Source organism: Billgrantia endophytica (genome assembly GCF_002879615.1).
GTDB lineage: Bacteria > Pseudomonadota > Gammaproteobacteria > Pseudomonadales > Halomonadaceae > Halomonas > Halomonas endophytica.
Genome location: NZ_PNRF01000007.1, coordinates 263,841 through 279,472, shown reverse-complemented (window position 1 = coordinate 279,472; position 15,632 = coordinate 263,841). Strand labels below are relative to the sequence as shown.

The window sequence follows — 15,632 nt, the reverse complement described above, 5'->3', positions numbered from 1 at the left end:
TCCTGCGCAGGTACGTGACTTCTCTCGTAGCCTGGGGGTACGCGGCAAAACGGACAAGAAGGACAGCGTGGTGTTGGCACGGTATGGCGCAACTCAACAGCCTGAATGCTGGCAGCCAGAGCCTGAGGAAGTGCGCAAGCTCAAGGCGCTGGCGGCGCGACTCGATGCAATGGACAAAGACATTCACCGTGAGCGAAACCGGCGGGAAAAAGCCGAGTTCATCATGGCAACCGATATTCTCCGCTCGATTGATGACATCCTGCTGGCATTGACGCGCGAGCGGGATCGCCTCCAGCAACAGATCGATGATCATCTCGATCAGCACCCTGGCTTAAAGCGGGACCGGGTCTTGTTGCAAACGATCCCGGGGGTTGGTCCCGCCGTGTCACTCAGGTTGTTGGCGATGCTACGTAGCCGCGCGTTCCAGAGCGCTCGGCAGGCTGCTGCTTTTGCGGGACTTGTGCCCGTTAGTTGGGAGTCGGGTAGTTCCGTGCGCATGCGGCCCCGTCTTTCGAAAGCTGGCAACCCGAAGCTGCGCCAGAGCCTGTACATGGCGGCCGTCGTAGGGCTGAGGCGAAACCCAGATATCTCGGCGCTCTACCGGCGGCTGACAGGAAACGGCAAGAGCACAATGGCGGCCTTGGGGGCGGCGATGCGGAAGCTAATCCACATCGCCTATGGCATCCTCAAGACCCAAACCGAATATCGGTCGCAAACCACCTAATGGGTTGTTTGTGACTGGTTAGGAGAGATGGTATCTAGGCCTGTTCGCGTCGGTGCTGGCATTTCCCGCCGGCCCAGGTCTCCAGAATGCTGCGGTCGTCGCCCAGCATCATCAGGGCGAACAGCCGCTCGCCGAGGGTGCGGCAGCGGGCATGGCGCCTGGCCAGCAGCGGTGTCGCCTCCGGGTCGAGCACCACGAAGTCGGCTTCCAGGTCGGGTGCCAGGCGGCCGATCTTGTCGTCCAGCGAGAGTGCCTTGGCGTTGCCCAGGGTCAACCCGTAGAGGCCCTGCCAGGCGGTGAGCGGTTGGCCGCGCAACTGGCCCACCTGGTAGGCGGCCTTGAGGGTGGCGAGGCCGGAAAGGTCGGTTCCGCCGCCCACGTCGCTGGCGTAGGTGATGTCGAGGCCGACCTCCCGTGCTGCCAGCCGATCGAACAGTCCGCTGCCCAGGAACAGGTTGGAGCTGGGGCAGAAGGCGAGGTTGGCGCCTCGCTCGGCCAGTCGGCGGCGCATGTCCTGGTCGAGGTGAATGCCGTGGGCGAAGGTGCTGCGCGGCCCGACCAGCCCCGACTGTTCATAGACGTGAAGGTAGTCATGGCTGTCGGGGAAGAGCTCTGCGACCCAGTCCAGCTCTCCGGTATTTTCGGAAAGATGGGTCTGTAGCCACAGGCTGGGATCGTTGCGTAGCAACCCGCCGGTCGCGTCCAGTTGTTCACGTGTCGAGGTGGGGGCGAAGCGTGGCGTCAGGCTGTAGCCGAGCCGCCGTGTCCCGTGCCAGTCGGCAATCAGGCGTTCGGTATCGCGGATTCCGCCGAGGGTATCGTCGCACAAGGCCTCCGGGGCGTTGCGGTCCATCAGTACCTTGCCGGCCAGCATGCGAAGGTTTCGCTTGCTGCTGGCGGTAAAGAAGGCGTCGGCCGAGTCCGGATGGCTGGAGCAGAACACCTGGGCCGTGGTGGTGCCAACCCTGAGCATCTCGTCGAGAAAGGCGTTGGAGAGCGCCAGGGCGTGCTCGTACTGGGCGAATCGACACTCTTCGGGGAAGGTGTAGTCGTTGAGCCAGTCAAGCAGCTGGCGCCCGTACGAGGCCATTATCTCGAGCTGCACATAGTGCACGTGGCTGTCGATGAAGCCGGGCATCACCAGCTTGCCGCGATGGTCCACCGTCTCGATGCCTTCGGGCAGTCGTGGCGCCAGCGTCGCGTAGTCGTCGATGGCCTTGATGCGGCCGTTCTCCAGCCACAGCGCGCCGTCGGTGTAGTGGCGAACGCTGCCTTCGGCGGGGTTGTCGCCTTCGCCGGGGTCGGCATCGAAGCTCAGCAGTTCGGCGCGTATCACGCGGGAGTCGTTGTTCGTCATGATGTCAGGAGCTCATCCGTGTCTGCGGTAGTCGGAGCTGATCCGGCGGCAGGCCTGCGAGGAGGCGCTGTGAATCCTTCCCTGGACGCTACATTTGCCATCCATGGCAAATGACCTCCTCTTCGGCCTGCCCCCGGCGCTCCTCAAGTGAGTTCGGTTGGAATCGCCTTGGCTTTTGATTAGTTAAAAAGAGCACGCAGCTCGGCCGGCTCCAGGCCGCGCTGCTCGGCGCGCTCGGCATTGCCCACCAGCGGCAGCAGCTCGGCCAGGGCGGCCAGCGCAATGGCATAGGGTGTCTTGTCGCCTCCGGTTCCACCGCCAGCCGTGCCGATGGGGCAGCGCACCGTGGCCAGCGCTGCCTCGCCGTGGCCCGCGTCGGTTAGCCGCGAGCGAAAGCTGGCCCACTTGCTCTGCGAGCCGATCAGCCCCAGGGAGGCCGAGTCGCCGCGGCTGAGCAGGGCGTCGACCAGGGCGCGATCCTCGGCGTGGTCGTGGGTCAGTACCAGCGCATGGCTTCCAGCGGGTAGCGCCGCCACGGCGGCCTGCGGGTCCGGGGAGTAATGGCATTCCAGGCGTGGCTGGTGTGCAGCCCAATCGGGAAACGCCTTCGAACGGCTGTCGTGCCACAGCACTCGCCAGGGCAGGGGGGCGGCGAGCCTTGCCAGTTCGGTGCCGACATGCCCGGCGCCAAAAATGGCAAGTGTCGTGGCACTGCCGGGAAATACTTCCAGCAGCACGTTGACGGAACCGCCGCAGCACTGCCCGCTGCGTCCACCCAGCGAGAAGGCTTCGAGCGACATGCCGGCTTCCCCCTTGCTCAGGCGCTCCCGGGCAGCCTCGATGGTCTGCCACTCGAAGGTGCCGCCACCCAGGGTGTCGAAGACCTCATGTTCGGTGATCACCATCCGCGCTCCGGGTTCGCGGGGCGTGGAGCCGGCGCTGGTCACCTGGGTCGCCAGGGCGTGGGGCAGGCCGTCGCGCTGCAGGCGATGCAAGGCTGCGTGCCAGCTCTCGGGCCGCTGGCCCGGCGCTTCGGGCGTTGCCATCAGCCTTCTTCCTCCACCAGCGGCCAGGGAGTGTACCTGGCGCGCAGGGTCTCCGCGGCCAGCAGCACCCGCTCCGGCGTGGCCGGCGTATCGAGGCGCGGCGCTTCCGCATAGTCGGTCATGCTTGCCAGGGCATCGCGCAGTGCGGACCACACGGCCATGCCCAGCATGAAGGGAGGCTCACCGACGGCCTTGGAGCGGTAGATGCTGGCCATGGAGTTGGGGTGGCCCTCCATCAGCTTGACATTGAATACCGGCGGCAGGTCACCGTAGGTGGGAATCTTGTAGGTCGCCGGGCCGTCGCTGATCAATCGGCCGGCATCGTTCCATTTCAATTCTTCGCTGGTCAGCCAGCCCATGCCCTGGATGAAGCCGCCCTCCACCTGGCCGATATCGATGGCCGGGTTCAGCGAGTCGCCCACATCATGGAGGATGTCCACGCGGTCGACCTGGTATTCCCCGGTCAGGGTATCGACACTGACTTCCGCCGCCGCCGCACCGAAGGCGTAATAATAGAAGGGTCGGCCCTGGCCGGTATTGCGGTCATAGTGGATCAGCGGCGTGGCATAGAACCCTTTTTCAGAGAGTGAAATACGGTTCAGATAAGCCGCCTGGACGAGTTCGCCCCAGGGAATCCGCCGTTCGCTCTCGCCATGGCCCGCGATGAGATGGCCGGCTTCCAGGCGCATCTCCTCGCGATCCAGCCCCTGGTCCCGGTACAGGTGTTCATGGGCGAAGTCGAAGAGACGCGCCTTGAGTTTCCGGCTGGCATCGCGCGCGGCCTGACCGTTGAGGTCGGCGCCGCTGGAGGCGGCGGTGGGCGAGGTATTGGGCACCTTGTCGGTGCGGGTCGCCGTGATCCGCACTTCCTCGGTGTCCAGGCCCAGCTCCTGGGCGACGACCTGGCAGATCTTGGTATGCAGGCCCTGGCCCATTTCCGTGCCACCGTGGTTGATCATCACGCTGCCGTCGGTATAGACATGCAGCAGCGCACCGGCCTGGTTGAGATGCTTGGCGGTAAAGGAGATGCCGAATTTCACCGGGGTCAGGGCCAGGCCCCTCTTGACGATCGGGCTTTCGGCGTTGAACTCGGTGATGGCTCGGCGGCGTGCCCAGTACTCGCTGCTCGTTTCGAGCTGCTCGATCAGTTCGTGGAGCAGGGCGATCTGGTCCACCTGCTGGCCATAGTGCGTCATCTGCCGGCCGGGGCGGTAGAGGTTGCGTTTGCGTATCGTCAGCGGATCCTCGCCGATGCGACGGGCGATATCATCCATGGCGGCTTCGATCACCATCATGCCCTGCGGGCCGCCAAACCCGCGAAAGGCGGTATTGGATGCCGTGTGGGTACGCGCGCGATGGCCGGTTACCCGGGCCTCGCCCAGCGAGTAGGCGTTGTCGCTATGGAACATGGCGCGATCGACGATGGCATCCGACAGGTCGGGGGAATAGCCGCAGTCGCCGATCAGGGTGAGTTCGCCACCCAGGATGACGCCCTTGTCGTCGATGCCCAGCCGATAGCGGTTATGAAAGGGGTGGCGCTTGCCGGTGGCGCGCATGTCGTCGGCACGCGGCAGGCGGACCCGAGTGGTACGCCCGGTGCGGCGGGTGATCAGGGCGCCGATGCAGGCCCAGGGCGAGGCCTGGGTTTCCTTGCCGCCGAAACCACCGCCCATGCGGCGGACTTCCACGGTGACGGCATGGAAGGGAATCCCCAGCACCTCGGCGACCAGCTTCTGGGTCTCGCTGGGGTGCTGGTTGGAGGTATGAACGATGACACCTTCATCCTCGGTAGGCTGTACCAGGCAAGCCTGGCCTTCGAGGTAGAAATGTTCCTGCCCCCCGACGAACTGCTCGCCCTCCACCACATGGGCGGCGCTGGCCAGGGCCTGCTCCCAGTCCCCGCTCTGCTGGACGTGGGTGGGGCGCACGAACTCACCGCGCTGTGCGGCGGCTACCGGGTCGAGACATGCCGGCTGCTCGTCGATTTCAACCACCGCCAGCCTGATGGCTTCCCGGGCGGTGCGGTGGCTCTCGGCGGCGACGGCGAACAGCACCTGTCCGACATAGCTGATTTCGTCCTCCACGAAGATCGGATCGCCGGGGAAAACCGGCCCGATGTCGGTGTGACCAGGCACATCGGCGATGGCGATGACATCCACCACGCCCGGCAAGGCCTTGACCTCCTCCAGGCCGAGGCGTGTCAGACGGCCATGAGCCACCGGCGACAGACCGAGCGCGACATGCAGCGCGTCGGTTGGCGCGCGGAGGTCGTCAATGTACGCCGCACGTCCGGTGACATGCTTGATCGCACTTTCGTGGGCCTGGGAGCGGCCAGCCGCACCCCGCGAAGAGGAGGCTTCGGTATCACGGGCCAGCGGGCCCGAGCCCTTGATCCGGCCGCGCAGCTCTTCACGCGCCCTGGCGGAATCTTCCGAAACGTCGGGCTCCGCCCCGGAAGCCTGGGAGCTGGGCGCCTTGGAAGCAATATCAGTGAGCGTACGCATGGAGCATCACCTCCCGGGAGCTGTCGGTGTCGGCTTGCGCGATGACCAGACGCAGGCGTTCGAGAAGATTGGCGGCGGAAATCCGCCGATAATGAGCGCTGCCGCGCACATCCGTCATGGGCTGGAAGTCGTCTCCCAGCGCCAGGCGGGCCTGCTGGAAGGCTGCCGGAGTCGGGCGTCGTCCCTCCAGCGCGGCCTCTGCCTGGCCGGCCCGCTTGGGTATGGCAGCCATGCCGCCGAAGGCAAGACGGACATCCCGCAGGATTCCCTCTTCCAGCCGCCAGGCGAATGCGCCCAGCACGGCGGATATATCGTCCTCTCTGCGCTTGGACAGCTTCCACACCTTGAGAGTTTGTCCCTCGATCGGATGGGGCAGGAACACGGCGCGAATCGCTTCGCCCGCCTGCAGGGCGGTATGCTTGTAGTCGAGGAAGAAGTCCTCGAGCGGCAACTCTCGTTCCCCGCCGGGGCCAATCAGCCTGAGCCGAGAGCCCAGAGCCAGGAGCACCGGCGGTGTGTCGCCGATGGGCGAGGCGTTGGCGATGTTCCCGCCCAAGGTGCCGCGGTTACGGATCTGGGAGGAGCCCAGTCGGTGCAACAGGTGGGCAAAGGCGTCGTAGTGCGTTTCGAGAAGCGGTTCGATCCGGGCATAGGTCACCGCCGCTCCGATCCACCAGCCACTTCGCCCATCCTCCAGCGCAACCTCCTCGATGGTGTTCAACTCGGCCACACGCGTCACATCGATCAGGCGCTCGAAGCGCTCCAGCCGCTGCGTGGCTTCGAGCCAGAGGTCGGTGGCACCAGCCACCAGCCGGGCCTCGGGGTGTCGGTCGAGGCAGGCAACCAGCCCGCTCAGCGTCGTCGGCTGGGCGAAACCGACACCCTCACCGGCCGGTTCGGCCTTCCTTGCGGGCGTGGCGGCATCCAACCATGGCGGGCGGTATTCGGGATGATCGTCCATGGTCATGGCGGCATCGCGGATCGGGCGATAACCGGTGCAGCGGCACAGGTTTCCTCCCAGGGCGGCCTCGAGGCGCTGCGGTGTCAACGGTGTTGGTGTCTGGCGCTGCTGCTCATGCAGGGTGAACAATGACATGACGATGCCCGGCGTGCAGAAGCCGCACTGACTGCCGTGGTTCTGGACCATGGCAGCCTGGGCCGGGTGCAGGTTCTCACCGTTGGCGAGCCCATCCACCGTTACCAGGTGGCGTCCATTGAGCTGATGGGCGGGTGTGATGCAAGCATTGGCGCTGTGATAGTGCAGCTTGCCGTCGGGGCTCGTTTCGCCGATGGCCACGGTGCAGGCGCCGCAGTCACCGGAGGCACAGCCCTCCTTGGTGCCCGTGCTGCCGAGTGTGTCGCGCAGCAGCTCCAGCACACTGGTTTCCGGTGTGGCCTCACAGTGGCATGGCTGGCCGTTGAACATGAAATCGATCATCGCCTTGTCTCTTGTTGAATCGCTTGTTGACCGCGTTGATGGGAAGTCGATACCGCCAGTTAGTTGACCAAATGGTCAGAATCATTTCAGCATGGGCCAGAATGTCGCACTTTGCAAGTTTGCCGGCAGGGGCCACATGTCGTCGCGCCAACTGGTGGAGGCAGGCTGGCTGGGGGCGGTGCCCCGGACCATTGCAGGCAGCCCCGGGGTGGGGCACTCTCTGTGTTTCCCGGACACCACCAGGGCAGGGGCCAGCCGATGTCAGAACTGCCGAGTATTGAAAAAACGAGTACGGACCAGATGTGTCTCGATAACACGAGCCGCCTTCGTGGCAGGAGCGACGGCAACGGTGCCACCCGCGAGCGCAACGAGCGCGAAATCCTTGCCGCCGCGGAGCGGGTCTTCGCCCAGTATGGCTATCGCGGCGCCAGCGTACAGGCCATCGCCGAGGCCGCGGGGCTGCCGAAGTCCAATATTCTTTATTACATGGGCAACAAGCGCAGCCTGTATGTGCGGCTGCTGGAACGAATGATGGGGCGCTGGAATGCGCTGCTCGACGATATCAGTGTGGAGGATGACCCGGCCGAGGTGCTGGAAGCCTTCATTCGCAGCAAGATGCAGCTTTCGCGCCAGCACCCGGAAGGCTCGCGGCTCTTTGCCGCCGAGATCCTCGGGGGGGCGCCTTTTCTGCAGTCCTACTTGCGCGGTGAGCTGCGCGAGTGGGTATCGTCCAGGGCCAGGATCTTCGAGCAGTGGGCCGAGCGCGGCCTGATGGACAGGGTGGATCCGGTCTGGCTCATCTTCCTGATCTGGTCGGCGACACAGCACTATGCCGACTTCGAGGCTCAGGTCCTCGGCATTACCGGCAGGGATGAAATCAGTGATGCCGACGTGGAACGGATTACCGCGTTTCTCACCCGGATCATTCTCAAGGGATGCGGGGTCAAGCCACGCAAGACCTGACGCAGCGGTCTCGCTCATGGCTCCCTGGGCAGGGCGAGACTGACAGCCACCGCTGCCACCAGCATGGCACTGGAAACCCAGAGTGTGGCGCTTAACCCGGCGTTCATGTAGAGCCAGCCGGAGAGCAGCGTGCCGGCCAACCGACCCATGGCGTTGGCCATATAGTAGAAGCCCACATCCAGCGAGACGCCATCGGCCCGGGCCAGCTTGACGATCAGGAAACTGTGCAGGCTGGAATTCACCGCGAACACCACGCCGAACAGCAACAGTCCCCCGAGCAGCACCAGGTGTGGCTGCCAGTCCAGTCCGATGGCAATCAGCGCCGGAATGGCGGCCAGCCCCGCCGCCCACGCGATTGCCGCATCGCGCCCGGCGTGGCGTCCCGTGATTCGTGGCGCCAATGCCTGAACCCCACCATAGGCCATGATCCAGCCGGCCATGAAGCCGCCGACGAGCCAGTGGTCCCAGCCGAATTGCGTGGCCAGGAAGACTGGTAGCGCGATCACGAACCAGACGTCGCGGGCACCGAAGAGGAACATCCTCGCCGCCGAAAGGATATTGATGGCTCGGCTCTTGGAGAGGATTTCGCGGAACCTGGGCTTCGCCTTGGCCCTGCCCAGGTCGCCTTCCAGTTTCATCAACGATGTGCCGAGCACCAGGGCCAGCATGATCGCCATGGCGGCGATGGCACCCTGGAAGCCGATCAGTGTGAGCAACAACCCGCCGAGAAAGAATCCGACACCCTTGAGGGCGTTCTTCGATCCGGTGAGGAGCGCCACCCAGCGGTAGAGCGCCTGGTGGCCGGATTCGCCCTGGGGCACCAGGGTCTTGATGGCGCTCTTGGCGCTCATCTTGTTGAGGTCCTTGGCAATGCCCGAGAGCGCCTGGGCGGCCATCACCCAGGGTACCGAGAGCCAGGCCACCGGCACCAGCAGCATGGCCAGCGCCACGATCTGCAGACCGAGCCCCAGATTCATGGTGCGGTTGAGCCCCAGCCTGGCACCCAGCCAGCCGCCTAGCAGGTTGGTTACGACCCCGAAGAATTCGTAGAAGAGGAACAGCATGGCGACATCGAACGCCGAGTAGCCAAGGCTGTAGAAATAGAGCACCACCAGCATGCGCAGGGCACCGTCGGTCAGGGTGAAAGCCCAGTAATTTCCGGTGACCAGCAGGTACTGACGAATCTCTCGGGGAAGGGAGGCGACCCGGGCGATCATCCCTCAGGCTCCCGCCAAGCCGACCTTGGTGGCCAGCTCCACGGTGCGGCAGGCATAGCCGTATTCATTGTCGTACCAGGCGTAGAGTTTCACATGGGTACCGGCTACCACCATGGTGGAAAGTGCATCGACGATGGCACTGCGCGGGTCGCTGCGATAATCGATCGAAACCAGGGGGCGTTCCTCAAACCCGAGAATTCCCTTCAGCTCGCCCTCGGCGGCTTCCTTCAACAGGGCATTCACTTCCCGTTCCGTCGTTTCGCGGGCCACCTCGAAGACCATGTCGGTCAGTGAGGCGTTGGCCAGCGGCACGCGTACGGCATGGCCGTTGAGCTTGCCTTCCAGTTCCGGGAAGATTGCCGTGATCGCCCTGGCCGAGCCGGTTGTCGTCGGTATCAAGCTCATGCCGCAGGCCCTGGAGCGGCGCAGGTCCGGTTTGCGTGGAGAGCTGGGTGAATCCAGTATGACCTGGGTATTGGTGATGTCGTGGATGGTGGTCATGGAGCCGTGGCGAATGCCGAGCGCCTCATGAATCACCTTGACCACCGGCGCCAGGCAGTTGGTGGTACAGCTGGCCGCGGTGACGATGCGATGCTCGGCGGGATCGAACAGGTGATCGTTGACGCCCATTACCACGTTGAGTATTCCCGGCTCCTTGATTGGCGCGCTGACCACCACGCGCTTGACACCCTGGTCGAGGTAGGCCTGGAACTTCTCGGTGGTTTTCATCTTGCCCGAGGCCTCGATCACCAGGTCGCAGTCGGACCAGTCGGTGTCACCTGTCTCGCGGTTGGCGGTAAAGCGGATACGTTGTCCAGCCACCGACAGGATGTCGTTTTCGGCCGTGATATCATCGCCACCGCCGGTCCACTGGCCGTGCACCGAGTCGAACTGGAGCAGGTGTGCGAAGGTGGCTGCATCGCCACCCGGGTCGTTGATCCGAACGAACTCGAGTCCCGGGTTGGCCCAGCCTGCGCGCAGTGCAAGGCGTCCGATACGGCCGAATCCGTTGATGCCGATACGAAGGGTCATGTGGTCGCTCCCGTATTAAGCCAAGAATATATGGCGAATCGTATATGAAGTGTGATGACAGTTCGATGACGGCATCCGGCGGGCCAGAACTGCCCATCGAGGCGCGGTTGGGCGCCATTGCCGATGCCTTGGCACGGCATGGCCGGGTGCTGCTGATCGCCGAGCCCGGCGCCGGCAAGACCACCCGGGTACCACTGGCGCTGCTCGACGCGCCCTGGTCACGGGGCGGCCGGCTGCTGCTTCTGGAGCCGCGCCGGGTGGCGGCAAGGCTGGCCGCCGGTTTCATGGCGGAAACACTGGGGCAAGAGATCGGCGAGACAGTGGGTTATCGGATGCGCGGCGAGAGCCGGGTGGGGCCGAACACTCGGCTCGAAGTGGTGACCCAGGGGGTCTTGACCCGCATGCTGCAGGAAGACCCCATGCTCGAGGGGGTGGCCGGGGTCATCTTCGATGAGTTCCACGAGCGCAGCCTGGAGGCCGATCTCGGCCTGGCCCTGGCACTGGATGCCCAGGCCGGATTGCGTGACGACCTGCGCCTGCTGGTCATGTCGGCGACCCTGGACGTCGATGCCCTGCTGGGCGTGCTGGGAGACGACACGCCGGTGATCGACTGCCCTGGCCGCACCTATCCCGTCGAGACGCGCTACCACCCCGTCAACGGCCGCAACGACACCGCACGGCAACAGATGGCGGCGGTACTGGAAGCGATGGAACACGAGGCGGGTGACGCCTTGGTGATACTCCCGGGGGTGGCCGAGATCCGGCGTCTGGCCAGGGAACTGAGCGCGAGAAGGCCCGGCCTTGCGGTCATGGAACTGCATGGCCGGCTGCCGCTGGACGAACAGCGTCGCGCGCTGGGACGAGATCCCGGCGGCAGGCGCCGGGTGGTGCTGGCGACTGCGATCGCAGAGTCGAGCGTCACCGTCGACGGGGTTCGTATCGTCGTCGATGCCGGTCTTGAGCGGGTACCGGTTTTCCAGCCGCGCAGCGGGCTGACCCGGCTCGAGACACGCCGGGTCAACCGCGCCAGTGCCGATCAGCGCCGTGGTCGGGCAGGGCGCCAGGGCCCCGGAGTCTGCCTGCGCCTATGGGCGGAGGAGCAGCCGCTGGTGCCCCACGGCGAGCCGGAGATCCGCCAGGCCGATCTCGCGCCGCTGGCGTTCGAGCTGGCGCGCTGGGGCATCAACGACCCGGCGGCGCTCTCCTGGGTGACCCCTCCGCCCGGCGCGGCGCTGGCTGCCGGGCGTGAGCTGCTCCGGCGCCTTGGCATCCTGGATGATGCCTTCCTGCTCACCAGCCTGGGGCGCCGCTGTGTTCGCTGGCCCACCCATCCGCGTCTGGCGGTGATGCTGGAGCGTGCCGGCGAATTGGATGCGCTGCCCTTGGCGTGTGCTCTGGTGGCGGCGCTGGAGGGGCGTGACCTGGATGGCGAGAAGGATCTGGAACGTGCGCTGCGGGCCCGGCTCTCCGACGGCAGGGCCTTTCGCCAGTGGCACCGGGACGCCCGGCGCCTGGCCCGTATCGGTGGCTGTGGACTTGGAGTGTCGGGCCTCGCTCCACTAGGCGAGTTGCTCGCACTGGCCTATCCGGAGCGTGTTGCCCAGCGACTGGAAGGGCCGGGACGCTTTCGCCTGGCCGGCGGCGGGCTCGCGACGCTGCCCGAGTCGCATCCCCTGGCCCATGCCAGGCTGCTGGTTGCCGCTGAACTGGATGGCCAGGCCAGCGGCGCCAGGATCTTACGTGGCGTGGCGTTGTCCCGGGAACGCCTGGAGGCACTCTATCCCGAAACCGAAGAGTGGCGGGTGAGTCTCGAGTGGTCCGATGAGCAGGGCAGGCTCATTGGCGAGCAGGTACGCGGCCTGGGCGCGGTGGTGCTGGATAGCCGGCCACTGCAGGCGATGCCCCCCGGGGCGGTGCGCCAGGCCCTGCTCGCGGGCCTGCGCCGCCGTGGCGAGCTGCCATTCGATGACGAGGGGGAACAGTTGCGTGGCAGGGTGGCTCTGCTGCGCCGCGAACTCGGCGACGAGTGGCCCGATTGGTCCCGCGGCACGCTGCTCGAGGGGCTCGAGGCGTGGCTCGGTCCCCACCTCGAGGGGATCACGCGTCTGGATTCCGTTGCGCGCCTGCCACTGGGACGTTTCCTGCTCGATACCCTTGACTGGCCGCTGCGTGCCAGGCTCGACGAGCTGGCCCCTCCGCGCCTTGACGTGCCCAGCGGCTCCCGGGTGCGCGTTGATTACACACCCTGTCTGGAAGCGAAGCAGCCGGTACTGGCGGTCAAGCTGCAGGAAGTGTTCGGCTGGAGCACTTCACCACGGGTAGCCGGGGGTCTTGCCCCTGTGCTGTTGCACCTGCTGTCGCCGGCGCGCCGCCCGCTACAGGTCACCGCCGACCTGGCCAGCTTCTGGGTCAATGCCTACCCGGAGGTCCGCAAGGAGATGCGCGGCCGCTACCCCAGGCACCCGTGGCCGGAGGAGCCGCTGGTAGCCGAAGCGACGGCACGAACCAAGCGCAAGGGGTGAGGGGCTCGCGTGCCGGCATCGGCTAGCCGATGCCGGCGCCGCCTTCAGGTTGCCTTGGATTCCGCCTCGTCCGGATGATCGGCCTTGCGCGAATCGGAGGCTTCTCGCTTGCGCAGCACCCACTTTTCCATTTCCACGATCAGGAAGATCGCCACGCTGCCGACAAGGATGACCAGCCAGTGCATCGGGCTCAGGCCGGCGCTGCCGAAGATCGTCTGCATGAAGGGGAGGTAGGTCCAGCCGAGCTGAAGCAGCAAGACAAGGCCAATGGCGATCCACACCGGACGGCTTCCGAAGATGCCATGAATCGATAAGGCACTGTTGACCAAGAAGCGGCTGTTGATCAGGTAGGCCGCGCTACCGATGACCAGCATGTTCACCGCGCCGGCACGGGCCAGTTCCTGGCTGCCTTCCTGGACCTGCAATATCCACGTGAACATGCCGAATACGCCGATCAGCAGCAGTATCGAGACGAATACCACACGCCACAGCAGGAACAGGTCGAGCAGGGCGGCGGAAGGGTCCCGCGGCTTGCGCTGCATGATATCCGCCTCGCCCTTCTCGAAGGCAAGCGCCAGGCCCAGTGTCACCGCGACGACCATGTTGACCCAGAGTGCCTGCAGCGGGGTCACCGGCAGCAGCGTGCCGCCTAGCACGGCGAGCATGATGGACAGGCCCTGGCCACCGTTGGTGGGCAGGATGAAGGTAATGGTCTTGCGAATGTTGTCATAGACCTTGCGCCCTTCCTCGATGGCTCCGACGATGGTGGCGAAGTTGTCATCGGCCAGAACCATCTCGGCAGCCTCCTTGGCAGCCTCCGTGCCCTGGACGCCCATGGCCACGCCGACGTCGGCACGCTTGAGAGCCGGTCCGTCATTGACACCATCGCCGGTCATCGCGCAGATGCCGCCCTTGGCCTGCATCGCTTTCACCAGGCGTAGCTTGTGTTCCGGAGCGGCACGGGCGAATACGTCAACCTCGAGAATGCACGTCTCGAGTTCCTCGTCCGACATGGCCTCGACCTCGCGCCCGGTCAAGGCGCGCTCCGTCTGGGCGAAGCCGAGCTGTCCGGCGATGGCGCGGGCGGTCACGGCGTGGTCGCCGGTGACCATCACCGGGCGAATGCCCGCCTCGAGGCACTGCTTCACGGCCTCGATGGCCGCCTCGCGCGGTGGGTCGAGCAGGCCAACCAGTCCCAGCAGCACCAACCCTTCCTCGGCATCGTCATCATCGAGTTCGCCGCTGATGTCACCGGCTTCCTTCTCCGCCAGGGCCAGCACCCTCAGGCCGCGGGAAGAGAGGTCATCGATGCGCTCTTCCCAGGTGTTCTGGTCAAGCTCGCCGTCGCCGTCACTGCCGCGTACCCTGTGGCACATCTCCAGCAGCCGGTCGGGTGCTCCCTTGACCAGCAGGCGTTTGCCATCCATATCGTTGAGGGTTGCCATGTACTTGCGTTCGGACTCGAAGGGAATCGCGTCCTCGCGTGGATGCTCGTCGCGAAGCTCCCGGATGTCGAAGCCACCCTTGGCAGCCGCTACCACCAGAGCCCCTTCGGTCGGGTCGCCGTGGATCGTCCAGCGGCCGTCGTCATTGGCCAGCTCGGAATCGTTGCAAAGGGTGCCGACCTTGAGGAAATGGGCCAGGGCGGGGTAGTCGTCCAGTGAGATATCGTCGCCGTGCTCCTGGCTGTCGGTGTCCTGCGGAGCGGCATGCAGTTTGCCCTCTGGGGAAAAGCCGATACCGGAGAGACGGAACTCACCCTCGGGCAGCCAGATGGCCTGGGCGGTCATCTCGTTGCGGGTGAGGGTGCCGGTCTTGTCCGAGAAGATCGTGGAAATCGAGCCCAGCGTTTCGACAGCGGGCAGACGCCGGATGATGGCATTGCGTTTCGCCATCACCTGAACCCCCAGCGCCAGGGAAATGGTGACGATGGCGGGGAGCCCCTCGGGGATGGCGGCCACCGCCAGCCCCACCGCGGCCATGAACATGGCGCTGATGGATTGGTCGTGGATGACGACGCCGATAGCGGCCGTAAGGGCGGCCGCGGCGAGGATGAAGATGGCCAGCACCCGACCGGCACGGTCGAGCTGCTGCAGCAGTGGAGTCTTGAGTTGTTCCACGCTGCGCAGCATTTCTGATATCCGTCCGATTTCGGTGTGGGCGCCTGTCTCGACCACCAGCCCTCGGCCAGTTCCCTGGACGATGATGGTGCTGGCAAACGCCATGGCGCTGCGGTCGCCCAGGTCGGCATCTTCCTCGACCGGGGCGGTCTGCTTGTCGACGGGTGTGGACTCCCCGGTCAGGGCCGCCTCTTCGGTGCGCAGGCGCTTGGCCTCGATCAGGCGCAGGTCGGCGGGGGCTCGATCGCCGCTTTCCACCATCACGATGTCACCGGGCACCAGTTCCTCGGCATCGATGGTCCGTCGCTTCCCGCCCCGCAGGACGTTGGCCTGTGGCGACAGCATGTTGCGAATGCTGTCGAGTGCCTGTTCGGCCTTGCCCTCCTGGATGAAGCCGATCAGGGCGATGATGATGACGACGCCGATGATGGCCAGGGCGTCGAGGGTATGGCCGAGGAACAGGCTGGCCACGGCGGCCACCAGCAGGATGATCATCAGGATGTTGTTGAACTGCTCGAGCAGGCGCCACCACCAGGGGCGACCTTTCTCCTGTTGCAGGCGGTTGGGGCCGTGCTCTTCGAGCCTTGCTTTTGCCGTCTCGTCGGATAGTCCGTCTTGCGAGCTCTCGAGCTGCGCCATGGCGTCGTCAACGGACATGGCATGCCAGGCGGTACGGCGAGCGTCTTGGCGTTCGGGCATTTCCTTTTCT

The 15,632-nt window shown here is 65.4% G+C and carries 10 protein-coding genes; 3 read left to right on the top strand and 7 right to left on the bottom strand.

Annotation, left to right across the window (positions count from 1 at the left end; translation table 11 throughout):
• The coding region (locus C1H69_RS03235) for a transposase (RefSeq protein ID WP_102651734.1) at positions 1-724 on the top strand (724 nt) is incomplete at its 5' end.
• 34 nt (positions 725-758) lie between these two features.
• Here the strand turns inward: C1H69_RS03235 and guaD are convergent.
• From guaD to xdhA, 4 genes are all read right to left on the bottom strand, one after another.
• Positions 759-2,081: a guanine deaminase gene (gene guaD / locus C1H69_RS03230; protein ID WP_102651960.1), complete on the bottom strand. Its 1,323-nt coding sequence runs from the start codon at positions 2,079-2,081 to the stop codon at positions 759-761.
• A 179-nt stretch (positions 2,082-2,260) separates the two neighbouring features.
• Positions 2,261-3,127 carry a xanthine dehydrogenase accessory protein XdhC gene (xdhC, locus tag C1H69_RS03225; protein WP_102651959.1) on the bottom strand — a complete coding sequence of 289 codons (867 nt, stop codon included), beginning with the start codon at positions 3,125-3,127 and terminating at the stop codon, positions 2,261-2,263.
• Positions 3,127-5,631: a xanthine dehydrogenase molybdopterin binding subunit gene (xdhB, locus tag C1H69_RS03220; protein WP_240609792.1), complete on the bottom strand. Its 2,505-nt coding sequence runs from the start codon at positions 5,629-5,631 to the stop codon at positions 3,127-3,129. Before xdhB ends, xdhC begins: the two co-directional genes overlap by 1 nt.
• Entirely contained in the window at positions 5,615-7,069 is a 1,455-nt protein-coding gene (xdhA, locus tag C1H69_RS03215; protein ID WP_102651958.1) for a xanthine dehydrogenase small subunit, read from the bottom strand. Before xdhA ends, xdhB begins: the two co-directional genes overlap by 17 nt.
• A 300-nt stretch (positions 7,070-7,369) precedes the next feature.
• On the opposite strand from xdhA, the gene C1H69_RS03210 reads away from it, so the two are divergent.
• Positions 7,370-8,032, top strand: coding sequence for a TetR/AcrR family transcriptional regulator (locus C1H69_RS03210; RefSeq protein ID WP_102651957.1), 663 nt, complete (start codon positions 7,370-7,372; stop codon positions 8,030-8,032).
• A 14-nt stretch (positions 8,033-8,046) separates the two neighbouring features.
• Here C1H69_RS03210 and arsJ read toward each other — a convergent pair whose 3' ends face one another.
• Positions 8,047-9,249, bottom strand: coding sequence for an organoarsenical effux MFS transporter ArsJ (gene arsJ, locus C1H69_RS03205; protein ID WP_102651956.1), 1,203 nt, complete (start codon positions 9,247-9,249; stop codon positions 8,047-8,049).
• A 3-nt stretch (positions 9,250-9,252) separates the two neighbouring features.
• Positions 9,253-10,281, bottom strand: coding sequence for an ArsJ-associated glyceraldehyde-3-phosphate dehydrogenase (locus C1H69_RS03200; RefSeq protein ID WP_102651955.1), 1,029 nt, complete (start codon positions 10,279-10,281; stop codon positions 9,253-9,255).
• A gap of 44 nt (positions 10,282-10,325) precedes the next feature.
• On the opposite strand from C1H69_RS03200, the gene hrpB reads away from it, so the two are divergent.
• Positions 10,326-12,803, top strand: coding sequence for an ATP-dependent helicase HrpB (gene hrpB / locus C1H69_RS03195; RefSeq protein WP_240609791.1), 2,478 nt, complete (start codon positions 10,326-10,328; stop codon positions 12,801-12,803).
• 44 nt (positions 12,804-12,847) lie between these two features.
• Here the strand turns inward: hrpB and C1H69_RS03190 are convergent, their stop codons facing one another.
• Positions 12,848-15,622, bottom strand: coding sequence for an HAD-IC family P-type ATPase (locus C1H69_RS03190; protein WP_102651954.1), 2,775 nt, complete (start codon positions 15,620-15,622; stop codon positions 12,848-12,850).
• Positions 15,623-15,632 lie beyond the last annotated feature (10 nt).